The sequence below is a fragment of the Anaeromyxobacter terrae genome, from assembly GCF_022690685.1.
Lineage (GTDB): Bacteria > Myxococcota > Myxococcia > Myxococcales > Anaeromyxobacteraceae > Anaeromyxobacter > Anaeromyxobacter terrae.
Genome location: NZ_JALCYY010000023.1, coordinates 60,227 through 81,919 on the forward strand (window position 1 = coordinate 60,227; position 21,693 = coordinate 81,919).

Sequence of the window (21,693 nt, forward strand, 5' to 3'; positions counted from 1 at the left end):
GGGGGGCGGGGGGCCCCGGGGGGGGGGCGCGGCGCCTTGGGGGGGGCCGCCCCGGCGGGCTCGCTTCGCTCGCCTGTTCGCGAATCATGATCGGCGGCTTGGCCGAGCCGCCGTCCACCGCAGAGGAGACTGCGAGATGCCCCTCAAGCTGCTCGTCACCGTGAAGCGCGTCGAGGACCCCGAGTCGAGGATCAAGGCGAAGCCCGACGGGAGCGGCATCGTCACCGACGGCGTGAACTACAAGATGAACCCCTTCGACGAGATCGCCGTCGAGGAGGCCCTGCGGCTCAAGGAGAAGCACGGCGGCGAGGTCGTCGTGGCGAGCCTCGGCGGCGCCGCGGCCATGACCGAGCTCCGCGCCGCGCTGGCGATGGGGGCCGACCGCGGCCTCCTCGTCCGCCACGACGGCGCGCTCGATCCGGGGATCGTCTCGGCGCTCCTCCAGGCGCTCGTGGCGGCGGAGCGGCCCGACCTCGTCATGCTCGGGAAGCAGGCGATCGACGACGACCAGAACCAGGCCGGCCAGATGCTCGCCGCGCGCCTCGGCTGGCCGCAGGCGACGTTCGCCTCCAAGAAGGAGAGCCTCGAGAGCGAGGCCGAGCAGAAGAAGCAGCCCGGGGTCGCCGTCGCCGCGGACGGGAAGCGCGCCCTCGTCGTGCGCGAGGTGGACGGCGGCGTCGAGACGCTCGAGGTCGCGCTGCCGGCGGTCGTGACGGTGGACCTCAGGCTCAACAAGCCGCGCTTCGCGTCGCTCCCCGGGATCATGAAGGCGAAGAAGAAGGAGGTCCGCGAGATCCCCGCCGCCTCGCTCGGCGTGGAGCTCGCGCCGAGCGTGGTGGTGCGGCGGCTCCTCGACCCGCCGCGCCGGCAGGCCGGCGTCAAGGTCGCCGACGTCGCCGAGCTGTGGACCCGTCTTCACGCGGAGGCGAAGGTCCTCTAGGGCCCTTCGAGCGCGCCATGTCGAACGTCCTCGTCATCGCCGAGCAGTCCCGCGGCACCCTCAGGAAGGCCACCCTCTCCGCGCTCACCGCCGCCCGGGAGGTCGCGCGCCGCACCGGCGGCGGGGTGAGCGCGCTCGTCCTCGGCAGCGGCGCCGGCGCGGCCGCGGAGGAGCTCGCCGCGCACGGCGTCCCCGTCCGCCTCGCCGACGCCCCCGTGCTCGCGCACCCGCTCGCCGAGGCGCACGCGCCGGTGGTCGCCGAGGCGGCGCGGGCGGCCGGCGCGAGCTGGGTCGTCACGGCCGCGACCTCGTACGGGAAGGACCTCCTCCCCCGGGCGGCGGTCGCGCTCGGCGCGGCGGTGGCCACCGAGGTCCTCGCCATCGCCGGCGACGGCGGCGAGATCCTGCTTCGCCGGCCGATGTGGGCCGGGAACGTCATCGCCGAGGTGGAGCTCCGGACGGCGGTGAAGGCGTTCAGCGTGCGTCCGACGGAGTTCGCGCCGGCGGCGCGGGCGCCGGGCGGGTCGGTCACCCCCATGGCGGTCGCGGTGGACGCGGCGTCGCTCGGGACGCGCTTCGTCGAGCTGCAGGAGGTGAAGAGCGAGCGGCCCGAGCTGACCGACGCGCGCGTCGTCGTCGCGGGCGGCCGCGGCACCAAGGGCGACTTCGGCCCGCTCTCCGCCCTCGCCGACGACCTCGGCGCGGCGGTGGGCGCCTCGCGCGCGGCGGTGGACGCGGGCTGGGTTCCGAACGACTGGCAGGTGGGGCAGACCGGCAAGGTCGTCGCCCCGGACCTCTACGTCGCCGCGGGGATCTCGGGCGCCATCCAGCACGTCGCGGGCATGAAGGGCGCGAAGGTGATCGTCGCGATCAACAAGGACGCGGACGCGCCCATCTTCCAGATCGCCGACTACGGGCTCGTCGCCGACCTGTTCCAGGCGGTGCCCGCGCTGCGCGAGCGGCTCAAGGCCGGGTAGGCCGCGCGCCGCGGGGCCGGACCGGTCGGGGTCACTCGCCCGGGAGCAGGTCGAGCTGCGAGGGGGGGACGCCGCGGGCGACGCCGTGCCCGGCGAGGACCGCCATCCGCCGCCGCTCGAAGCGCCGCTGCCGCTCGGCGCGGACCCGGTCCAGCATCGCGCGGGCGCTCTCGACGTCGGCGTACACGTCAGGGACCTCGCGGCCCAGGAGCCGGTCCCGCCGGCGCAGGTAGGCCTCCTCCGCGGCGAGGTGGTCGACCTCGAGATCCTCGATCTCGACGGCGAGCCGCTCCTCCGCGTCCATCGCGCGGAGCGCGTCGCGCTGCTCCGCGGTCATCATCCGGATCCTCTCCAGCACACCCATTGACGCTCTCCGGTCACCGCCCACCACCGCCGCCGCTGCCGCTGCCACTCGTGGATCAAGCTAGGGGGACCTCCTCGACGCGCAAGGGCGCTCGGGTGGGATGTCAAAGAAATCGCGCCGACCGACCCGACTGGCCATGGGATCGATCGGCGGCAGGCGGCGGGGTCGTGTCAGAGGAAACGGCTAGGCTCGGGTCTACCAGGGCGCCGCGCGCAGCGGCCTGACTTCACTGACGGTCGACGTTCACGCGTCCGGCCTGGCGCCCGTGCGCGCGTGTGTGCGCCGCGCGCCCCGGTCGTCGCCTGAGGCGAGGTGCCCCGGGCGGACTGGACCCGGGGCCCACGACACTCTCGCTCGCTGCGCGCCGGTGCATGGGCTGCGCGCAACGGCGGAATTCACCGAACCCCCCGGAACGACGGGCGCGACTTCACCGGTCGACGTGCCGGGACTGCGGCGCCGCGGGACGGTACGGGACTTCCAAGCGCAGGTCCTGCACCCTCGACCGGAGCGCCGATGAACCGTCCGCTGGGAAGCCTCACCATCGCCACGAAGCTCCGCATCGTCGTGGGCGCGAGCGCCGTGGCCCTCGCCGCGCTCGTGTGGCAGGCGGTGCGCGTCGTCGAGTCGCGCATGCTCGAGGAGCGCGAGGCGAAGGTCCGTGCCGCCGTCGAGACGGTGCACGGGGTGCTGCGCGAGCAGGCCCGGCTCGCGGAGGAGGGACGCGTCCCGGTGGCCGAGGCGCAGGCGGCCGCGATCCGCACCCTCCGCGCGCTGCGCTACGAGGGCAGCGAGTACTTCTGGGTGAACGACCTCGCGCCGCGCATGGTCGTCCACCCGATGCGGCCGGAGCTCGACGGCAAGGATCTCGCGAACGAGGTCGACCCCACGGGCAAGCGGCTCTTCGTCGAGTTCGTGGACACCGCGAGGCGCCACGGCGGCGGCGTCGTCGCGTACCTCTGGCCCAAGCCGGGATCGCGGGACCCCGTCCGCAAGCTCTCCTACGTCAAGCTGTTCGAGCCGTGGGGGTGGGTCGTCGGCTCGGGCGTCTACCTCGACGATCTCGAGGCGGCGGCCGCGCACGAGGCGCGGCGGATCGCCGGCGCGGCGCTCGCGATCGTCCTCGTCCTCGTCTTCGGGGCCGCGATCGTGGTGCGCAGCATCACCGGGCCGCTCGCCGGCGCGATCCGGGTCATGGAGCGGGTCGCCCGCGGCGACCTGCGCGAGGAGGTGGCCGTCACCCGCCGGGACGAGCTCGGCCGGCTCCAGGCGGCGATGGCCGCGATGGCGGACAAGCTCGCGCTCGTCATCGCCGAGGTGCGCGCGGGCTCGGACGCGCTCGGGGGCGCCTCGCAGCAGGTGTCCGAGACCTCGCAGATCCTGTCGCAGGGCACCGGCGAGCAGGCGGCGAGCGTGGAGGAGACGACCGCCTCGCTCGAGGAGATGAACGCCTCGATCTCCCGGAACGCGGAGGGCGCGCGGGAGACCGCGGCCGCCGCGAACGCGGGGGCGGCGCGCGCGGAGGAGGGCGGGCGCGCGGTCGCCGAGACGGTCGAGGCGATGAAGGCGATCACCGAGCGCATCTCCGTCGTCGAGGAGATCGCCTACCAGACGAACCTGCTCGCGCTGAACGCGGCGATCGAGGCGGCCCGCGCCGGCGAGCACGGCCGCGGATTCGCGGTCGTCGCCGCGGAGGTGCGCAAGCTCGCGGAGCGCGCGCAGAAGGCAGCGAAGGAGATCGGGTCGCTCGCCGGCTCGAGCGTGGCGGTCGCGGAGCGCTCGGCGTCCCTGATCCGCGAGCTCGTCCCGGGCATCCGGAGCACCGCCGAGCTCGTGCAGGAGGTGGCCGCGGCCTCCCAGCAGCAGGCGGCGGGGGTCGAGCAGGTCTCTCGCGCGATGGCGATCGTGGACCAGACGACGCAGCGGAACGCCGCCGCCGCGGAGGAGCTCTCCTCCACGGCCGAGGAGATGGCCTCTCAGGCCGAGTCGCTCCAGCAGATCGTCGGGTTCTTCCAGGTGCGAGAGGGGCTCGAGCGCGCCGCGAGCGCGAAGCCCAGGCCCCCGCCTCCGCCGCCCCAGGCACAGCCGCAGCCGCAGCCGCCTCCCGCCGCGAGCCGGCCGGCGCTCGAGGACGGCGCCGGCTGGGTCGCGTGGCGCTCGGGCTCGGCGAACGGCGCGCAGCCGCGGTCGCTCTCCAGGCGCTCGTAGCGCGAGGGGCGCCCGGAGCCGGACGCGCCGGAGGGGCACACCGGCGTCGTGCGCGAGGTCGCGCGCCCTCGGCGGGGTGACCCCGCCCAGGCGAGTGCGCCGCGGCGGCGCCGGTGCGAGGAGTGCGGTCGAGGACGCTGGGCGGGGGCTTCGAGGTGGGCGGCAAGCCGTACGACGTGACGCTCTTCGGCGCGACCGGCTACACCGGCCGGCAGGCGGCGCGCTACCTGTCGGAGCACGCGCCGCCCGGGCTCCGCTGGGCCGTCGCCGGCCGCAGCGGTGCCCGGCTCGAGCTCGTGGAGGCCGAGGCGCACGCGAGCGGGGTCGTGGTCGCGGACAGCGCGGAGCCCGCCTCGATCGAGGCGATGGTCGCCGGTACGCGCGTGCTCGCCACGACCGTCGGCCCGTTCGCCCATCACGGCGGGCCGGTGGTCGACGCGTGCGTCCGGCACGGCGTCGATTACGTGGACATCACCGGCGAGACGGCGTGGGTGCGCGGGCTCGTCGACCGGCACCACGCCGCCGCCGCCCTCGCGGGCACGCGCATCGTGCCGTTCTGCGGGTTCGACTCGGTCCCTTCCGATCTCGGCGCGCTGCTCGTCGCGTCCTTCATCCGGGAGCGCTGGGGGCAGGACACGCGCCGCGTGAGCGCGAGCTTCGCGCTCCGCGGCGGCTACGGCGGCGGGACGCTCGCGACGGTGCTCCACTCCGCCGAGACCGGGGAGCTCGCCGTCGGCCGCGACGTGCTGCTCCTCAACCCGCCCGAGCATCGGGGCGATGCCGAGCGGGCGCGCAGCGCGGACCTCGACGCCGTTCGCCGCGACCCGGTCCGGCGGGTCTGGCTCGGGCCGTTCCCGATGGCGCGGATCAACACCCGCGTCGTGCGGCGCAGCAACGCGCTCCTCGACGCGATCGGGCGCGGCTACGGCCCGGAGTTCACCTACGAGGAGGCGACCGAGTACCGGTCCCGCCTCGCCGCAGAGGCGGCGCGGCTCGGGCTGCGCCTCTTCGAGCGCGCCCTCGCGGTGGAGCGGATGCGCGCGCTCCTGCGCCGCTTCGGGCCCGCGCCGGGGGAGGGCCCGCCGGCGGCCGCGCGCGAGCAGGGGGCCATGCGGCTGCGGCTGGTCGGCGAGGCGGCCTCCGGACGGCAGGTGCTCGCGACGCTGCGCGCGCGAGGGAATCCCGGCGGGCAGGTCACCGTCATGACCCTCTGCCAGGCGGCGCTCGCCCTCGCCACGCAGCGCGACGCGCTCCCCCGCGCGCCGGCAGGGGGTGTGCTCACCCCGGCGACCGCCCTCGGTCTCCCGCTCCTCGACCGGCTGGAGGCGGCGGGGCTGCAGGTCGAGATCGGACCGGTCGTGCGCGCTTGAACGACAGCCGTCCAGCCGGCACGGACGGGCCGTTGAAGGCGGGCGGTGGGGTCCCTAGGGGTGAAGTGATGGCCCTCGTGTGGATACCCCTCGTAGCCGTCCTGGCCGGCAGCGCCTCGAGCGCGAGCAGCGTCGCGCTCCGCCCGGTCGAGCGGAGGGTCGTCGCCCCGTCCACGGCGGTGCAGCTCACCGCAGGGACGTCCGCGAACCCGGCGCCGGCGGACGGCGCCTTGCCGCCCGCGTGCGTGGGCGACGTGTGCCAGCCCCGCGTGTCGGTGCCGGGGTACGAGCCCCGCCTGTCCTCGCGCGGCAGGCGCACCGAGCTCGCCGCGCACCTCCTCGCCCGCGCGCACATCGAGCCGCTCGCGAGCGTGGCGCACTTCCTCGCCGTCACCGGGATCCGCCTCGACTTCACCCCCGCGGTCCTCGACACGGGGCTGTCGCGCGGGCCCGAGGGCTGGGGGCACGCGCAGCTCATGCTGCGCTGGCGCATCGACGCGTTCGGCAAGCCCGTCTGGGCTGTCGTGCGTTAGCGCCGGGCGCGGCGTCTCCGGAGGGCGTGCCGGGAGGGGCGGCGCTCAGCTCCAGGAGCTCACGAAGACGGCCCGGTCCGAGCCGGGCTCCCACACGAGGTCCACCCGCGCGGCGCGCCCTGCCCACGCGTAGAGCCCCTCGATCCCGCCACACGATCGCAGGAGGTGAGCGCGGTCGCGCGAGATGGGCGGGAGGTCCTCGAGGACGACGTGGACGAGCCGCGGCCCGCGCCGGAGGGAGGTCGCGTGCCCCGCGTTGCGCGTCGCGATGTTCCAGCCCTTCGCCGCGATCCAGCCCAGCACCTCGGGCAGGCGACCCAGCATCGCGAGCGTGGCGGTCACCAGCGGCTGGAACACGGCGGTGTCGGTCGCGGCGCGCCCGAGCACCCGCCCGAGCTCGCGCACGCCGTCGTCTCCCCGGCACCGCTGAACGGCGTGCAGGATCTCGATCTCGAGCGCGATGGGCAGCCAGCCCGCCGCGGGAGCCGCCTCGACGCGGCGGACGGTCTCGGGGCGCACGTCGCGGCGGATCGACGCGGCGTCCTCGTCGCCGAAGGTGCGCAGCCGCTCGAGGTACAGCTTCAGCAACGCCGCCCGGATCTCCGGTTCCATTCGCGCCCGCTCCCGTGCCCCGCCCCGCCGGCGGGAGAAGAGCACCATACGGCGGGCGAGCGGAATCCCCGCACGGCGGGACTTGTGGGCGAGGGCGAGATGCGCCTCGCCCGTCCGTTGGTGCGCAAACGGACGGGCCGGCGCACCGGCGGGGCGCTGGTGACCCGCGGGGCGCCGCGACTCACCCCGCCGACGTGCAGGTGCAGGTCGCCGGGTTGCACCACATCCGGCTGCCGCACCCGCCGCAGCAGTCGGTCGCGTCGGGGTCCGGGTTCACGGTCACGTCCACCCACTCCCGGTAGCTCACGGTCACCGTGTCGCCGACCTGCGGCCGGCTCGCGCCGACGAAGAAGAGCGTGTTGCTCACCGGGTCGTAGTCGAACCCGTCCAGCTGGCTGCGGGCGAGCTCCCGGCGGCCGGCGGCCGGGTCGCTCGGGTCGCACACCGCGCCGGCGGGGGTGACGACGACCTTGAGCGTGAGCGCGATGGGCGCCCCTGCGAGCTTCATGCTCGACGACGCGCCGGCGACCGCGTTCACGATGTCGTCGAGCGTCTGCCCCGGATCCGACGCGCAGACCGAGCCGTAGGAGCCGCCCGTCGCCTGCACCGCCTCGGCGTAGCCCCAGCCCACCTCGTAGCTCGTCGCGCAGCCGCCCGGGGGCGGCGCGATGATCCCGAAGGCGATCGCCTCCTGGGTCTTCAGGTGGTCGACGAACGGCTGCACCGTCTGCGCGACGCACGCCGCCCGGGAGGCCTCCGTCCCGGACGCGAGCGTCTTGTTCCGGTCCGCGATCTCGGGGCAGGCGTTCTCCACCTCCTGCGCGTGCTCGTCGGAGACGTAGACGACGACGAGCTTCACGCCCTGCCGGACGTGGCGCGCGTCCTCGGCCGCCGTGCGCGGGACGGCGGTGCCGGCGAGGCCGATCACGTCGTCCACGGCGGTGAGGCCGAACTCCTGGCCGTCGGTGCTCGCGGTGTCGGACCAGAACCCGGCGAAGGTGGCCTGGTCGCGCGTGAAGCCCGCCCCGAGCAGCTGGCCCGCGGGCGTCCTGTTCGTCACCGAGTTGGAGGTGTGCTTCACGACGCCCATGCGGAAGTCGATCCCGAGCTGGGAGAGCCGCGTGAACACCGCGCTCGCGTTGGCCGCGATCGGGCCGCGCTCGTCGTCGGTCGACGCGGAGATGTCGCTCATCCAGACGAAGTCGGCCTTCGGCTCGCTCGCCACGTCGAGGTGCTCGCACTCGGTGCCCTCGCCGTCGCCGGACTGCCCGAGCGCGGTGCCGCCCGCGAGGTCCGTGACGGCGAGCCGCGCCGGCCGCGCACGGTCGTCGAGCTCGGCCTTCGGCGCGATCGCCGCGACGACGACGACGCGCCTCGCGTCGCCCTGCGCGTTCTTGCGGGAGAGCACCTCGAGCCCCAGCACGAAGTCCGTGCCCGCGCCGAACGCCGCGCCGGTCGGGAGGCCGGAGAGGGCGGTCGCGGGCAGGCCGGTCATGGCCGCGAGCGCCGCGAGCCGCACGGCGGGGAGGTCGCTGGCGCCGGTGAGGTTCACGCGCGCGGACACGATCGCCGGGAACCCGTCCCAGCTCTGGAGCGCGCGGCCCGCGACGAGCTCGGTCCCGGTCCACGCGGCGCCCGTCGCCGCCGCGAGCCGGCCCGCGAGCGCATCGAGCTGCGCGGCGGGGGTGCCGCCCGCGACCGGCTCGTCCATCGACAGGACGAACCCGGCGACCGCGGCTCCCCGCAGATCGAAGGCGACCGCCGCGCGCCGCCCGGCAGGCGCGCCCGTGAACGCCACCTCGCCGATCGCGGCGCTCGCCGGCAGCGCGAGCCGGAGGTCGCCCGCCGGCCGGTCCGCCCACAGCACGGGGGTGAGCGCGTCGCGCGCGCAGGCGGCGAGCACGCCGCACACGCCTCCCGCGGGCGGGTCGGCGGGGTTCGTGGGATCGTAGCCGAGGGCGAGCTCGTCCCCGTCGCGCAGGCCGTCTCCGTCCGAGTCCGCCCGCTTGGGATCCGTCCCGTACGCCGCCTCGTCGCCGTCGTGGATGCCGTCGCCGTCCGTGTCGGGGTTCGTCGCATCGAGGCCGGCGGTCACCTCCGCGCCGTCGGAGAGACCGTCACCGTCGGTGTCGGCGCTCACCGGGTTCGTGCCGTGGTTCGCCTCCGCGCCGTCGGAGAGGCCGTCGTCGTCCGTGTCCGCGTCGGCGGGGTTCGTGCCCGCGGCGACCTCGGCGCCGTCGCCGACGCCGTCGCCGTCGGTGTCGGCGCGCGCGGGATCGAGCCCGGCGGCGCACTCGGCGGCGTTCGAGAGCCCGTCGCCGTCCCGGTCGGCGCCGGGATCGTCTCCCAGCCACGTCGCTCCCTCGCAGCGCCCGCTCGACGAGCCGCCACCTCCGCTGCAGCCGGCCGCGAGGAGCAGCAGAGACGCGGCGAGCACCGCGGCACCACGACGGGAGAGCGCGTGCACCATTCGAGAACCTCCGGAGGGACGCACGCATCGTATTGGTTGCCGCGTCGAGGCGACAAGCCGATCGTTTGCGCACAGTGAAAGATGGTCGGGGTGCGGGTGCGCCGGGGTGGTCGGCGCTCAGGGCCGCAGGCGGGAGAGAGGGACGCCGGGCCCGCGGTCGCGGTCCCGGGGGGGACGTACGTCTCGGGTCCCTCGTCCGAGCCTCCCCGGCGAGGAGCGGCAGGCAGGCCCGCGAAGGGCTAGGCTTCGCTCCCAGCGAAAAAGCGCGGCCGCTTTGCCGCTGAGGGAAGGAGGCGGGCATGTCCCCGCGCCCGGGCGCGCTGAAGCGACTCCTGCCGCCCGCCGGCGCGCAGGTGGCGAGGGGGCTCCAGACCTGCCTCCCGGGAGCGCGCCGCAGCTGGGGCGCGACCGGCGGGACCGACGGCGCGCCGTACTGCTACGAGGTGTTCCTCAAGCACCTCACGCTCTCCGTGCAGGCGGGCATGGCGGGCGTCCCCGCGTCCGTCGCGGAGATCGGGCCGGGCGACTCCATCGGCATCGGCCTGGCCGCGCTCCTCGCCGGAGCGGACCGCTACGCGGGGCTCGACGTGGTGCCGTACTCGCTCGCGGCCCACAACCGGCGCATCCTCGACGAGCTCGCCGGCTACTTCTCCGAGCGCCGGCCGAACCCGCCGTGGGGCTGGCCCCGCTACGATCACCTGCTGGACGCCCGGTCGTTCCCCAGCCGGATCCTCCGTGACGAGTCGCTCGCGAGGAGCCTCGCGCCCGCGCGCCTCGATCGCATCCGGGCCGCGCTCGAGGGGGGCGCCAGCGAGCCCATCCGGATCGAGTATCACTGTCCGTGGGCGAGTGCCGCGGCGATCGAGCCGGAGACGGTGGACTGGCTCTACTCCCACTCCGTCATGGAGCACGTGGACGGGATCGAGGCCGCGTACTCCGCGATGTCGCGCTGGCTCAGGCCCGGTGGGTTCGTGAGCCATCAGATCGACCTGCGCTCGCACGAGCTCTTCCCGGAGTGGAACGGGCACTGGGGCGTGTCGCGCCTCACCTGGCGGCTCATCCGCGGGCGCCGCGCCTACCTCATCAACCGGCTGCCCTACAGCGCGCACGCCCGGGCGATCCGCAGGTTCTTCGAGGTGCGCCTCGAGCTCCTGCTCGAGGAGGAGGGCGGGCTGCCGGCGGGGAGGCTCCGCGCGCCGTTCGACCGGCTCGACGACCGCGAGCGGCGGACCTCCGGCTACTTCGTCGTGGCGGTGAAACGCTGACGGCGCCTCGGAGGTCGTGAAGAGAGCACGAGCGGGGGAGATCGACGCAAGCGGCCACGACCCTCAGGCCTGCCGGTCCGCCTCGGCCGTGCGGGCCTCCTCGGACGCGGCGGCGAGGTCCTCGAGCACCTCACGCGCCACGGGGTCGGCGCTCAGCGCCCCTTCCGGGAGCCTGCGAAGGGCGATCTCGGCGAACTCGCCGGCGCCCCGCAGGGTCTCGGAGAGCCACAGGTGCGAGCCGTCGGAGAGGGTCAGGCAGAACCAGCGCTGGAGCGGGTTGTAGGAGACCCGCGAGACGGTGGTCCAGCTCACGTTGCGGTGCGTGATCACCCCGACGCGCTCGATGAACGTGTCGTGCACGACGATGCGCTGGCGGAACGCCGACGCGAACTGGTGCGCGGCGACGGCGAGCATCGCGAGCGTGGCCGCGGCCCCGAGGACGAGGCCGGGGACCCCCGCCTGCTCACCGATCCACGCGCGCGCTTCCAGTCCCGCGAACACGACCGCGGGCAGGAGCGCACCGATCCCGAGCATCACGCCGTTGCGGCGCAGCGGGCGCAGCACGACGACGCCCTCGCCGGTCGCGGCGCGCTCGCGGGGCGTCGCCGAGGTCCGGCGCAGCAGCGCGCGGCCACCCACCATCACGAGGAACAGGGCGGCCAGCGCAATGGCGGTCTCGAGCATGGGGGGAGTGTGCCTCATCGGGGGCCTCCCGGTGAAGCGGGGGCGTTCGGCTCCAGGCCGGCGCCGCGATCAGTCCCCGCGATGTGGGGGCGCAGGATCAGCCCGCGCGCCGCGGCGTCTTCCACGGCGCCGCGTTGCCGCTCTCGTCGACGCGGACGCGGAGGTGGTCGGGCCCGCGCCAGACGCTCCCCGCGATGACGCGCCCCGGGATCCAGGGATAGCGCGCGCGAGTGTCGTCGGAGACGAACACGACGGGCGACACCGGTGGAGCGTCTGGCGTCGCGGCGGGCACGCCCTCCTCGGTGAGGAGGATGCGCTCCGGGCGACGGCCCCCCGGCCCGCGGACGGGGCGCTGGCGGCGGCGCTTGTTGCCTCGCGCGCCGGCTCGGTTCTCGTGATGCTGCGGTCTGTCCAACATGGGCTCCTGGCCTTGGGGGCGCCGGCGACGCTCTTCGCGTCTGCGCGGGGGCGCGATACGGCTCGCGATGTGGTGTGGATGCGCTGCGTCCCGGGATCTGACGTCCGGTCGGCGCTCGTGGGTCGTATGTATCCCGGACGACGGAGGATTTCAACGATGTCGCCGCCGGGGCCCTCCCTCGGGCGTCGCGGGCGCGCCGCACCGGAGTCGCTGACACCGGCCCGCTCCTGCCGTAGCCTCCGCGCATGTCCGAGATCAGGAAGCGCAGGCGCTGGCCGAAGATCGTCGGCGGCGTCGTCCTCGTCCTCGTCGTGGTCGTCGTCGGGCTGCTCTTCGCGCTCGATCGGATCCTGCTCTCGCAGGCGCGCAAGCAGGCGGCGGTCCTCTCCCAGCAGCTCGGCCGGCCCGTCGAGATCGGCGGGGTCGCGACGCGGCTGTGGGGGGGCCTCGGCGTGCGCGTCACCGACGTGGCCGTCGGGGCGGGCGAGGGGGAGCCCCTGCCGCTCGCCGAGGTCCGGCGGGTGGAGGTGAAGGCGGACCTCCTCCGCGCCATCGTGACGATGGGGAAGGAGGTCCACGTCCGCGAGGCGGTGGTGGAGGGCCTGCGCGTGAACGTGGTGAAGCTGCCCGACGGAACGACCAACGCGCAGCGCGTCGCGGACCGGCTCGCGCGGGCGGAGGGCGCGAAGCCGGCCGAGCCGGAGGCCCCCGCCCCCTCGCAGGGGCCGGCCCTCCGCCTGCTTCGCGTCGACCGCGCGGCCGTCGAGAACGCGCGCATCGCCTTCCTCGATCGGTCGGTCCCGAACGCGAAGGAGCTCGCCGTCGACGACCTCGACGTCGAGGTGAAGGACCTCGAGACCGGCAAGCCGCTCGAGGTCGTCGTGCGCGCCGCGGTGCTCGCCGCGAAGCAGAACCTGGAGCTCCGCGTGAAGGCTGCGCCGCTGCCCGCCTCGCTCCAGCCGGTGCCGGAGGAGATCGTGCTGAAGGTGGAGCCGATCGTCCTCGACCCCCTCGCGCCGTTCGTGCCCCCCGCGGCGGGCTTCCGCGGCGGCCGCTTCCAGGCCGATCTCTCCGCGAAGCTCGGCGCGGCCGTCCCCGGCGGCGCGGGGCCGCTCCGCGTGCAGGGCGGGTTCCGCGCGACGCAGCTCGTCTTCGCGGGGCAGGAGGGCGGGAAGGCCCTCGACGTCGGCCTCGACGCGGACGTCGAGGCGGACGCGAAGGCCGGCGATCTGCGCATCGGGAAGCTCGTCTTCACCGCCGGCCCCGCGTCGCTCGTCGGCAAGGGTCGCGCGAGCGGCCTCAAGGGCGACGCGCCGAGGTTCGAGGGGCTCGAGATCGTCGGGCACGGCCTCGATCCGCAGGCGCTCGCGGCCTACTACCCGCCGCTCCGCAAGCAGATGGGCGGCGTGGTCGTGGCTGGCCCGGTGGGGCTCGTCGTCCGCGGCGCGGGCGGCGAGGCTTCCCAGACGGCGGAGGTGCGGATCGACCTCACGCCGGTGCGGCTCGTCGTGCCCGAGCAGCTCGCGAAGGCCGCCGGCGCGCCGATGACGCTCGTCCTGCGGGCTGACGCCGCGCAGTCGGGCGGGCGGGTCCGCTTCGACGCGGCGCTCGATCTCGCGGGCGCGGATCTCCGTCCGGGCGGCACGCTGGCGAAGAAGCCGGGCGATCCGCTCTCGGCGCGCGCGGCCGGCGCGTACCGCCAGGCGGGCGAGGGCCAGGAGGTGCGGCTCGACACGCTCGAGCTCACGCTCCTGCGCTCGCGGCTCGACGGCAAGGCGAAGGTGGACCTCGCGGGCAAGGGCGCGAAGGCGACGACGCGCTTCGAGGCGGAGCTTCGCGGCGATCGCCTGGACCTCGACGAGCTGCTCCTCCCGACGCCGGAGGCGGAGAAGGGGAAGAAGCCCGCTCCGACGAAGCCCCTCGACCCCGCGGCGTTCGCCGGGCTCTCGGGCGTCGCGGACCTGCGCCTGGGCCTCCTGCGCATGAAGAAGGTCGACGCGCGGAACGTCGCGCTGCGCGTCCGCGTGCAGGGTGACGAGGTGACGCTCGAGCAGGCGCGGCTCGAGGCGTTCGGCGGGACGGTCTCGGCCGCCGGCACGCACCTCGCGGTCGCGCGCCCCGACGCGCCGTTCGAGGTCGCCCTCGATCTGAAGGGCGTCGCGGGGGAGGAGGTCCTGAAGCTCCTCGGCGACCACAAGGTGCTGGGCGGGACGCTCGACGCGGCGCTGAAGCTCGGCGGGAAGGGCTGGAAGCTCGGGCTCCTCACGGAGTCCGTGACGGGCGGCGTGGACGGGGTCCTGAAGGGCGGCGCGTTCTACGGGAAGGACCTCGTCGCGTCGATCGCGTCGCCGCTCGCGGCGAAGCTGCCGTTCGCCGCGTCGAGGCTGCCGGAGCGCGGCGCGACCTCGCTCGGGAAGGAGCTGCCGTTCGGGATCAAGATCGCGAACGGCCTGGCCGCGCTCTCGAAGCCGCTCCGCGCCGAGACCGGGGAGGGCGCGCTCTCGCTGGAGGGCGGCGTGAAGCTCGACGGGACGCTGGAGATGCCGGCGACCTTCGCGCTCGCGCCCGAGCTCGTGGCGAAGCTGACGGGTGGGCGCGCGAAGCCGAGCGCGCCCATCCCCGTGGCGTTCCGGCTCGCGGGCCCGGCCTGGAAGCCGCGGCTCGAGGGCCTCTCGCTCGACGCGGCGGTGAAGGCCATCGCCGAGCAGGCCGCGGCGGGCGCCCTCGGGCGCGCGGTCGGCGCGCAGGGTGCGAACGTCGGCGAGGTCGCCGCGAAGAAGAAGGCCGAGGCCGAGGCGAAGGCCCGCGACGAGGCGGAGCGCCAGAAGAAGCGCGTCGAGGAGGAGGCGAAGAAGCGGCTGAAGGGCTTCTTCGGCCGCTGAGGCTCAGGGCGAGCGGTCCGCCGGGCCGGCGCCGGCCTCGCGCATCCCGATCGCCGCCACCACCTCCGCGTGCTGCGCGGGCGACAGGTAGACCTCGAGGGCGCCGCTGGTGAGCTCGAAGCGGGCGGGCTTCCGGAACCCGCTGCGCGGTGGCTCGGGGGCCGTCGTCCGGACGACCTCGCTCGCCGGGACCCGGATCGCGACCCGGCCGGCGCTCCGCGCCGCGGCGAGGCCGGCCGCGTCGAGCGGCTCGGGGTCGAGCGCCCGACGGCGCGCGGGGAGGGTGAGCCAGTACAACGCCTGCGCCGCGACCGCGCCCCACAGCACCGCCCCGCTCCGCCAGGTGAACACGTTCACGAGGACCGCGGCGATCGACCCGAGGAGCAGCGCGGTGGAGAGGCGCTGCAGGAGCTCGGCCCTCGCCCCGGCGTGGACGACGAGGAGCTCGTCCCGGCTCGCGTAGAGCTGCCCCCGCGCGGCGCCGCCGCGGACGGGCTTGCCGGCCGCGTCCACGAGTGTCGCGAGCACCATCCCGATCGCCTTGGGATCTTCCATGGCGGGGACTCTACCGCGGACGCGCGGCGCGCGGGATCCGACGTCGCGAGCGGCGCGGGGTCCGCCAGGGCTTCGCCGAGCCTGAACGACAGTTCGCGATTCGCGATCACCTTCGGTTTCGCGCATCGCGCTGTCGTTCAGGCATGTTCTGACGGGGGCTGCGCCCCCGCCCCGCCGAGCGAAGCTCGTCGGGGCCCCACCCCGGCTCGCCGGGTCCCGTGCGCCGCCGCGGGCGGCTTCGCCGCCATCGCGGTGGCGCCCCGGCGGCCTCGCTTCGCTCGTCTAGTGCTTGCTCGCGGTGGCGGCGCCGAAGCCGGTCTGGGCGCGCACGTACTGATCCTCGAACGCCTCCGCCTCGCTCCGCGCGCGCGCCGAGGTGTCGAGCCGCGACACGAGGAACGTCGTGAGGAAGGCGATGGGCATCGCGAACAGCGCCGGCTGGTCGTACGGGAAGATCGCCGTCGCGTGGCCGAGGACGCTCACCCACACGGACTTCGAGAGGAGGACGAACAGCACCGCCGACACGAGGCCGCCGTAGCCGCCTGCCAGGGCGCCCCGGGTCGTGAGGCCCTTCCAGTACATCGACAGGATGAGCACCGGGAAGTTCGCCGCGGCGGCGATCCCGAACGCGAGGCCGACCATGAACGCGACGTTCTGCTTCTCGAACAGGATGCCGAGGCCGATGGCGACGATCCCGAGCCCGACGGTCGCGAGCTTGGACACGCGCATCTCGGCCGCCTCGGACGCCTGACCCTTCTTGATCACGCGGGCATAGAGGTCGTGCGAGATCGCGGAGGCGCCCGCCAGCGCGAGGCCCGAGACGACCGCCAGGATCGTCGCGAAGGCTACCGCCGCGAGGAAGCCGAGCAGGTAGGTCCCGCCCACGGCCTTGGCGAGGTGCATCGCCACCATGTTCCCGCCGCCGACGAGCTTCCCGTCCTGGAAGAACGCGGGATCCTGGCCGACGATGAGGATCGCGCACAGGCCCATGAGGAAGATGACGTTGAAGAAGTAGCCGACGAACCCCGAGGCGTAGAGCACGGACTTGCGGGCCTCCTTCGCGCTCGTGACCGTGAAGAAGCGCATCAGGATGTGGGGCAGGCCGGCGGTCCCGAACATGAGCCCCATGCCGAGCGAGATGGCGTTCACCGGGTCGGCGAGCAGCGGGCCCGGCGCGAAGAGCTTCGGCCCGAGCTTGTGGACGGCGGTCGCGCGCTCCACGAGCGTCGCGTACGAGAAGCCGAAGCGGCTCATGGCGAGGACCATCACGAGCGTCCCGCCCGCGAGCAGCATGCCGGCCTTGATGATCTGCACCCAGGTCGTCGCGATCATCCCGCCGAAGATCACGTACACCATCATGAGCGTGCCGACGGCGATCACCGCGACGGCGTAGTCGAGCCCGAAGAGCAGCTTGATGAGCTGCCCGGCGCCGACCATCTGGGCGATGAGGTAGAAGCAGACGACGATGAGCGACGAGACCGCCGCCATGGTGCGGACCTTCCCCTGGTCGAGCCGGTAGGAGGTGATGTCCGCGAAGGTGAAGCGGCCCAGGTTCCGCAGGCGCTCGGCCATGAGGAACAGGATGACCGGCCAGCCGACGAAGAAGGCGATCATGTACATGTAGCCGTCGAAGCCCTGGGTGTACGTCATCGCGGTGAGGCCGAGCAGCGTGGCCGCGGACATGTAGTCGCCGGCGATGGCGAGGCCGTTCTGGAAGCCGGTGATGCCGCCGCCCGCCGTGTAGAAGTCGGCGGCGGAGCGGGTCCGGTTCGACGCCCACCAGGTGATGCCCATCGTCATCGCCACGAACACGAGGAACATCACGATGGCGTGCACGTTGAGCGGCTGCTTCTCGGCGACGCCGTCCACCGCGGGACCGGCGAGGGCGAGCGCGGGCGCGGCCAGCAGGAGGAGGACGCCGAGCACCCTGCGCGCGACCGTCTGCGCGTGCGCCGCGGGAGGCCCGGCGTCGCGGGCGTTCTTCACGATGTCCGCCGTCAGCGCGTCGAACTCGCCGTTCGCGCGGCGGACGTAGAGGGCCGTGAGCCCCCAGAAGAACACGAACATGAAGAGGCCGAGCGCCACGCCCACCGTGAGGGCGGAGCCCTCTGCGACCGGGACGCCGAGCGCGGTGGGCTCGAACGCCACCAGCATCACGAAGCCGTAGAACACCGCGAGCACGGTGAGGGCGAGGGCCCAGGCGAAGCGGCCGCGGCGGGCGACCAGGAGGTGGAACTTCGGGTCGAGGCGCATCCGTTCGTACATCTCGCTGCTCATGGGAAATCTCCGTCGCGCGCCGCGCTGCGAGCGCGGGCGGCGAGCCAGGGTTCGGTTGTGGGGGACCCTTGATCGTCGCGGCGGAGACTGACCGTGGGCGCGGCGGCAGAAGCGGAGGTCCTCGGTCGCCGAGCGGAGGCTGACCTGGACCGGGGTGCGACGCTGCCACGCGGCGTACATACCCGGCAACCGGGGCCGCGAGGGTCACCCGACCGCGCCGGTCCACGAAGGCCGCGCCGCGCGTGGAGGCGGGACCGCGATCCCCCCGAGGGCGTAGGATGGCCCCGTGCCTCGACGCGCCGTGATCGCGGCCACGCTCGTCCTCGCGGCGGCGGGCCTCTTCTTCTTCCTGGCCGTCCCCCCGCTCGTCGCCGCGCGCATGAACCGCGTCGCGCCGCGGTGGCCGGCCGCTCCCGCGTCGGACCGCGCCCACCGGCTCCACGCGTCGCTGCGGATCGCCGACCTGCACGACGACCTCCTGCTCTGGGACCGCGACCCGCTGGAGCGCTCGACGGACGGTCACAGCGACGTGCCGCGGCTCGCCGAGGGCAACGTCGCGGTGCAGATGTTCTCCTCGGTCACGGAGGTGCCGCGGGGCTACAACTACGAAGGGACGGCCCGGGCCGGCGACCTCGTCACCGCCCTCGCCGTGGCCTCGCGCTGGCCGTCGCGCACCTGGGGGAGCCGCCTCGAGCGGGCGCTCCACGAGGGCGAGAAGCTCCGCCGCGCCGTCGCGGCCTCGGGCGGCAGGCTCGTCCTCGCCACCTCGCGGGCCGAGCTCGCTGCGGCGCTGGAGGCGCGGGCGGCGGAGCCGCCGGGCCGCCGCGCGGTGGTGGCGGTGCTCGCCACCGAGGGGCTCCAGGCGCTGGAGGGGAGGGTGGAGGCGGTCGACACGCTCTTCGCCGCCGGCTTCCGCTCGGCCGGGCTCGCGCACTTCTCGGACAACGAGGCGGCGGGCTCGGCGCACGGCGCGGCGAAGGGCGGGCTCAGCCCGCTCGGGCGCGCGGCGCTCCGGCGCATGGAGGAGCGGCGCATGATCGTGGACCTCGCGCACGCCTCGTCGCGCGCCTTCGACGACGCGCTCGCCCTGGCGCGCCGGCCGGTGATCGTGTCGCACACCGGCGTGGCCGCGGTCTGTCCCGGACCGCGCAACCTCACGGACAGCCAGCTGCGGCGCCTGGCGCGGAACGGCGCGCTCGTGGGGGTCGGCTACTGGGAGGGCGCGGTGTGCGACCGCGGCCCGCGGGGCGTCGCCCGGGCGATCCGCCACGCGGTCGCCGTCGCGGGTCCCTCGCACGTGGCGCTCGGCTCGGACTTCGACGGCGCCACGACGGTGCCGTTCGACGCGGCGGGCCTCGAGGTGCTCACGCAGGCCCTCCTCGACGAGGGGCTGACGGAGGGCGCGATCCGCGCCGTCATGGGCGAGAACGCGATCCGCTTCCTGCAGGAGAACCTCCCCTGACGCCCGCCGCCCGCTGCCCCGCGGGCGGCGATCGCGGCGGGCGCCAGGAGCCGGCTACACCGGGAAGACGAGCTCCTCGACGGAGCGCGAGGTCCGCACCGCGTCCGCGCCCAGGAAGAGCGGCGCGAGATCCACGCACGGCTCCGGGGCGCGAGGCGCGAGCGACTCGAAGGTGCGCGCGAGCGTGCTCCTGCCCTGCGCGAGCACGGTGCCGACCAGGCTGAGCCCCCAGGCGCGTTCGTCGGGGGGGAGCCGGGACAGCGCCTTGCTCCAGATCGCATCCTCGAGCGCCGAGAACGCGGCCTGCACCTCGGTGACGTCGAAGCCGCCCGCGAACCGCTCGTGCGCCATGCGCGTGACGTGCGCGCGCAGGACGTTGAGGTCGCGCGAGAGCACCGCGTCGACCAGGTGGCGGTGGAGCAGCTCGAGCCGTCCGCGCGTCGCTTGCGCGCCGTCGCGGCGATAGTGCTCGAGGTCTGCGACGGCGCGGGTGGCCTCGTCCAGGATGGCCCCCTCCTCGCCGCGCAGCAGGTCTTCGATCGTCATCTTTCGTCGTCTCCCGTGTGGCTCCGGAGGTCCGTCCCGTGAGCCCGGGCGCAACCTAGCCCGGAGGCCATGTATGAGGGAAATGCATTCTTGCTATGCTGGCCATAACGAACCGGCATGGAGGTGCGCGTGGACGTACAGGCGCTGCGGTACTTCGTCGAGGTGGCACGGCAGGGCGGCTTCACGCGGGCGAGCCAGTCGCTGCACGTCACCCAGCCCGCGATCAGCAAGATGGTGAAGGCGCTGGAGGAGGAGCTCGGCACGCCGCTGCTCGTCCGCGAGCGCAGGCGCGTGACGCTCACGGACGCCGGCCAGATCGTGCTGGAGCGGGCGGAGGGGGTGCTCGACTCGCTGCGCGTCATCGAGGAGGAGGTCGCCGAACTCTCCGCGCTCCGCCGCGGACGGCTGCGCATCGGCATGCCGCCGATCACCGGGGTCACCTTCTTCGCGCCGCTGCTCGCGGAGTACCACCAGGCCTACCCGGGCATCGTGCTCGAGCTGCGCGAGGAAGGCTCGCACCACCTCGAGGCGCTCGTGATGAACCGCGAGCTCGACGTCGGCGCGGTGGTGCTGCCCACGGACGAGGAGGCGTTCGCCACGATGCCCTTCGTGAAGGACGAGCTCCGGGCCGTCCTCCACACGAGCCACCCGCTCGCGCGGCGCCGCTCGCTCGAGCTCCGCGAGCTGGCGGGGACGCCGTTCGTGCTGTACCGGCCCGAGTTCGCGCTCCACGGGCACATCATCGAGGCGTGCCGCCGGGCCGGGTTCAAGCCGACCGTCGTGAGCGAGAGCTCCCACTGGGACTTCATCGTCGCCACCGTCGCCGCGAACATCGGCGTCGCGCTGCTCCCGAACACCCTCTGCCAGCAGCTCGATCCCCGGCAGGTCTGCTCCGTGCGGCTCAGCGATACGCGGATCCCGTGGGACGTGGCGCTCATCTGGCGCAAGGACCGGCACCTGCCGCCCGCGACGCGCGCCTGGCTCGAGCTCGCGCGGCGCCGCTGGGGCGTGCCGGCCCCGAGCCTGGCGGGAGGGAGCCGCTCGCGTGCGGCGCCCGTGGACCCGAAGCCGCCGCAGCGTCGTTGAGGGGACAGCGGGCTGGGTGGGCCGCTATTCCACCCAGTCCGCCACGAACACGTTCGTCTCCCCGGGTCGCCGCGCGTTGCGGTTCGAGGCGAAGACGAGCGTCCTCCCGTCCGGCGAGAACATGGGGAACCCGTCGAAGGTGTCGTTCGTGGTGATCCGCTCGAGGCCGCTGCCGTCGTCGTTCACGAGGTAGAGGTCGAAGTTGCGGCCCTTCGGATCGCCGACGTTCGAGGCGAAGACGATGCGCCGGCCGTCTGGGTGGAAGAAGGGAGCGAAGCTCGCCGCGCCGAGGCGGGTCACCTGCCGCACGCCGGACCCGTCCGCGTTCATGACGTAGATCTCGAGCTTCCCCGGCCGGACGAGCTTCTGCGCGAGGAGGCGCCGGTACTCGGCGAGCTCCGCCTCGCTCGCGGGCCGGCTCGCGCGGAACACGATGCGCGCGCCGTCGGCCGAGAAGAACGCGCCGCCGTCGTAGCCGGGGGTGTGCGTGAGCCGCACGAGCCCGGAGCCGTCGAGCCGCATCTTGTAGAGCTCGAGGTCGCCGTCGCGCGTCGAGGTGAAGACGATCCAGCCGTCCCGGGAGATCGTCGCCTCCGCGCTGTAGGCGCCCGGCGCGGGCGCGAGGGGGGCGAGGTCCGAGCCGTCGGGCCGCGCCGTGTAGAGCTGGTAGTCGAAGAGGGCCCAGACGTAGCCCTGCGAGAGATCGGGCTTCGGCGGGCACTCCGCGCCGGACGCGTGGGTCGAGGAGTAGAGGAGCCGCTCGCCCGTGGGGAAGAAGTAGCCGCAGGTGACGCGCCCCTTCCCGGACGAGACCTGGTGCCGCCCCGAGCCGTCGGCGCGCATGACGTAGAGCCGATCGCAGCCGGCGCCCTCCGGCGTCGCCTGGAACACGAGCTCCCGCCCGTCGAAGCTGAAGTAGGCCTCGGCGTTCTCGCCGCCGAACGTGAGCTGGCGGACGTTGCGGAGGTGCCGCTCGCCGGGGAGGGCGAGGTCTCGGGCGCCGGGCGCCGGCGCGGGCGCGGCGGTGGGCGCCGGCGGCGCGGCGGG

18 protein-coding genes are annotated in these 21,693 nt (G+C 74.7%); 9 read left to right on the forward strand and 9 right to left on the reverse strand.

Annotated features, from left to right (window positions below):
- Positions 1-136 precede the first annotated feature (136 nt).
- A complete protein-coding gene (locus MNY62_RS12285) occupies positions 137-940 on the forward strand; it encodes an electron transfer flavoprotein subunit beta/FixA family protein (protein ID WP_242344485.1) in 804 nt (267 codons plus the stop codon).
- 17 nt (positions 941-957) lie between these two features.
- Complete coding sequence (locus tag MNY62_RS12290) at positions 958-1,917, forward strand: electron transfer flavoprotein subunit alpha/FixB family protein (RefSeq protein ID WP_242344486.1); 960 nt, start codon at positions 958-960, stop codon at positions 1,915-1,917.
- A gap of 31 nt (positions 1,918-1,948) precedes the next feature.
- On the opposite strand, the gene MNY62_RS12295 is transcribed toward MNY62_RS12290, so the two are convergent.
- A complete protein-coding gene (locus MNY62_RS12295) occupies positions 1,949-2,257 on the reverse strand; it encodes a hypothetical protein (protein ID WP_242344487.1) in 309 nt (102 codons plus the stop codon).
- Between the two features lie 537 nt (positions 2,258-2,794).
- Here MNY62_RS12295 and MNY62_RS12300 point away from each other — a divergent pair.
- The 3 genes from MNY62_RS12300 to MNY62_RS12310 all read left to right on the forward strand — a co-directional run bounded on the left by MNY62_RS12300 (position 2,795) and on the right by MNY62_RS12310 (position 6,389).
- Positions 2,795-4,486 carry a methyl-accepting chemotaxis protein gene (locus tag MNY62_RS12300; RefSeq protein WP_242344488.1) on the forward strand — a complete coding sequence of 564 codons (1,692 nt, stop codon included), beginning with the start codon at positions 2,795-2,797 and terminating at the stop codon, positions 4,484-4,486.
- A gap of 122 nt (positions 4,487-4,608) precedes the next feature.
- Positions 4,609-5,856, forward strand: coding sequence for a saccharopine dehydrogenase family protein (locus MNY62_RS12305; protein WP_242344489.1), 1,248 nt, complete (start codon positions 4,609-4,611; stop codon positions 5,854-5,856).
- 68 nt (positions 5,857-5,924) lie between these two features.
- Entirely contained in the window at positions 5,925-6,389 is a 465-nt protein-coding gene (locus MNY62_RS12310; protein ID WP_242344490.1) for a hypothetical protein, read from the forward strand.
- A 45-nt stretch (positions 6,390-6,434) separates the two neighbouring features.
- Here the strand turns inward: MNY62_RS12310 and MNY62_RS12315 are convergent, their stop codons facing one another.
- Positions 6,435-7,001: a hypothetical protein gene (locus MNY62_RS12315; RefSeq protein ID WP_242344491.1), complete on the reverse strand. Its 567-nt coding sequence runs from the start codon at positions 6,999-7,001 to the stop codon at positions 6,435-6,437.
- A gap of 181 nt (positions 7,002-7,182) precedes the next feature.
- Positions 7,183-9,471, reverse strand: coding sequence for a hypothetical protein (locus tag MNY62_RS12320; protein ID WP_242344492.1), 2,289 nt, complete (start codon positions 9,469-9,471; stop codon positions 7,183-7,185).
- Positions 9,472-9,770: 299 nt separating this feature from the next.
- Between MNY62_RS12320 and MNY62_RS12325 the strand changes: the two genes are divergently transcribed.
- Entirely contained in the window at positions 9,771-10,736 is a 966-nt protein-coding gene (locus MNY62_RS12325) for a class I SAM-dependent methyltransferase (RefSeq protein ID WP_242344493.1), read from the forward strand.
- 63 nt (positions 10,737-10,799) lie between these two features.
- Here MNY62_RS12325 and MNY62_RS12330 read toward each other — a convergent pair whose 3' ends face one another.
- Complete coding sequence (locus tag MNY62_RS12330) at positions 10,800-11,438, reverse strand: PH domain-containing protein (RefSeq protein ID WP_242344494.1); 639 nt, start codon at positions 11,436-11,438, stop codon at positions 10,800-10,802.
- Positions 11,439-11,517: 79 nt separating this feature from the next.
- Entirely contained in the window at positions 11,518-11,838 is a 321-nt protein-coding gene (locus MNY62_RS12335; protein ID WP_242344495.1) for a hypothetical protein, read from the reverse strand.
- A 245-nt stretch (positions 11,839-12,083) separates the two neighbouring features.
- On the opposite strand from MNY62_RS12335, the gene MNY62_RS12340 reads away from it, so the two are divergent.
- A complete protein-coding gene (locus MNY62_RS12340) occupies positions 12,084-14,720 on the forward strand; it encodes a DUF748 domain-containing protein (protein WP_242344496.1) in 2,637 nt (878 codons plus the stop codon).
- A 3-nt stretch (positions 14,721-14,723) separates the two neighbouring features.
- Here MNY62_RS12340 and MNY62_RS12345 read toward each other — a convergent pair whose 3' ends face one another.
- A complete protein-coding gene (locus tag MNY62_RS12345; protein WP_242344497.1) occupies positions 14,724-15,275 on the reverse strand; it encodes a hypothetical protein in 552 nt (183 codons plus the stop codon).
- Positions 15,276-15,557: 282 nt separating this feature from the next.
- A complete protein-coding gene (locus tag MNY62_RS12350) occupies positions 15,558-17,552 on the reverse strand; it encodes a cation/acetate symporter (protein ID WP_242344498.1) in 1,995 nt (664 codons plus the stop codon).
- A gap of 286 nt (positions 17,553-17,838) precedes the next feature.
- On the opposite strand from MNY62_RS12350, the gene MNY62_RS12355 reads away from it, so the two are divergent.
- The gene (locus MNY62_RS12355) at positions 17,839-19,014 is read left to right on the forward strand and encodes a dipeptidase (RefSeq protein WP_242344499.1); all 1,176 of its coding nucleotides are present in this window, start codon (positions 17,839-17,841) and stop codon (positions 19,012-19,014) included.
- 54 nt (positions 19,015-19,068) lie between these two features.
- Here the strand turns inward: MNY62_RS12355 and MNY62_RS12360 are convergent, their stop codons facing one another.
- Positions 19,069-19,560 carry a hypothetical protein gene (locus MNY62_RS12360; protein ID WP_242344500.1) on the reverse strand — a complete coding sequence of 164 codons (492 nt, stop codon included), beginning with the start codon at positions 19,558-19,560 and terminating at the stop codon, positions 19,069-19,071.
- Between the two features lie 117 nt (positions 19,561-19,677).
- Here MNY62_RS12360 and MNY62_RS12365 point away from each other — a divergent pair, with 117 nt between their 5' ends.
- Positions 19,678-20,646, forward strand: a complete 969-nt coding sequence (locus MNY62_RS12365; protein ID WP_242344501.1) for a LysR family transcriptional regulator — start codon at positions 19,678-19,680, stop codon at positions 20,644-20,646.
- Between the two features lie 24 nt (positions 20,647-20,670).
- Here the strand turns inward: MNY62_RS12365 and MNY62_RS12370 are convergent.
- On the reverse strand, positions 20,671-21,693 hold a 1,023-nt coding region (locus tag MNY62_RS12370), incomplete at its 5' end, for a TolB family protein (protein WP_242344502.1).

Excerpts from the sequence above, each read along its gene's own strand:
- MNY62_RS12320 (WP_242344492.1), bottom strand. The coding sequence starts at position 9,471 with ATGGTGCACGCGCTCTCCCGTCGTGGTGCCGCGGTGCTCGCCGCGTCT.
- MNY62_RS12285 (WP_242344485.1), top strand. The coding sequence starts at position 137 with ATGCCCCTCAAGCTGCTCGTCACCGTGAAGCGCGTCGAGGACCCCGAG.
- MNY62_RS12365 (WP_242344501.1), top strand. The coding sequence starts at position 19,678 with ATGGAGGTGCGCGTGGACGTACAGGCGCTGCGGTACTTCGTCGAGGTG.
- MNY62_RS12340 (WP_242344496.1), top strand. The coding sequence starts at position 12,084 with ATGTCCGAGATCAGGAAGCGCAGGCGCTGGCCGAAGATCGTCGGCGGC.
- MNY62_RS12310 (WP_242344490.1), top strand. The coding sequence starts at position 5,925 with ATGGCCCTCGTGTGGATACCCCTCGTAGCCGTCCTGGCCGGCAGCGCC.
- MNY62_RS12330 (WP_242344494.1), bottom strand. The coding sequence starts at position 11,438 with ATGAGGCACACTCCCCCCATGCTCGAGACCGCCATTGCGCTGGCCGCC.
- MNY62_RS12345 (WP_242344497.1), bottom strand. The coding sequence starts at position 15,275 with ATGGAAGATCCCAAGGCGATCGGGATGGTGCTCGCGACACTCGTGGAC.
- MNY62_RS12360 (WP_242344500.1), bottom strand. The coding sequence starts at position 19,560 with ATGACGATCGAAGACCTGCTGCGCGGCGAGGAGGGGGCCATCCTGGAC.
- MNY62_RS12325 (WP_242344493.1), top strand. The coding sequence starts at position 9,771 with ATGTCCCCGCGCCCGGGCGCGCTGAAGCGACTCCTGCCGCCCGCCGGC.
- MNY62_RS12290 (WP_242344486.1), top strand. The coding sequence starts at position 958 with ATGTCGAACGTCCTCGTCATCGCCGAGCAGTCCCGCGGCACCCTCAGG.
- MNY62_RS12300 (WP_242344488.1), top strand. The coding sequence starts at position 2,795 with ATGAACCGTCCGCTGGGAAGCCTCACCATCGCCACGAAGCTCCGCATC.
- MNY62_RS12335 (WP_242344495.1), bottom strand. The coding sequence starts at position 11,838 with ATGTTGGACAGACCGCAGCATCACGAGAACCGAGCCGGCGCGCGAGGC.
- MNY62_RS12295 (WP_242344487.1), bottom strand. The coding sequence starts at position 2,257 with ATGATGACCGCGGAGCAGCGCGACGCGCTCCGCGCGATGGACGCGGAG.
- MNY62_RS12350 (WP_242344498.1), bottom strand. The coding sequence starts at position 17,552 with ATGAGCAGCGAGATGTACGAACGGATGCGCCTCGACCCGAAGTTCCAC.
- MNY62_RS12315 (WP_242344491.1), bottom strand. The coding sequence starts at position 7,001 with ATGGAACCGGAGATCCGGGCGGCGTTGCTGAAGCTGTACCTCGAGCGG.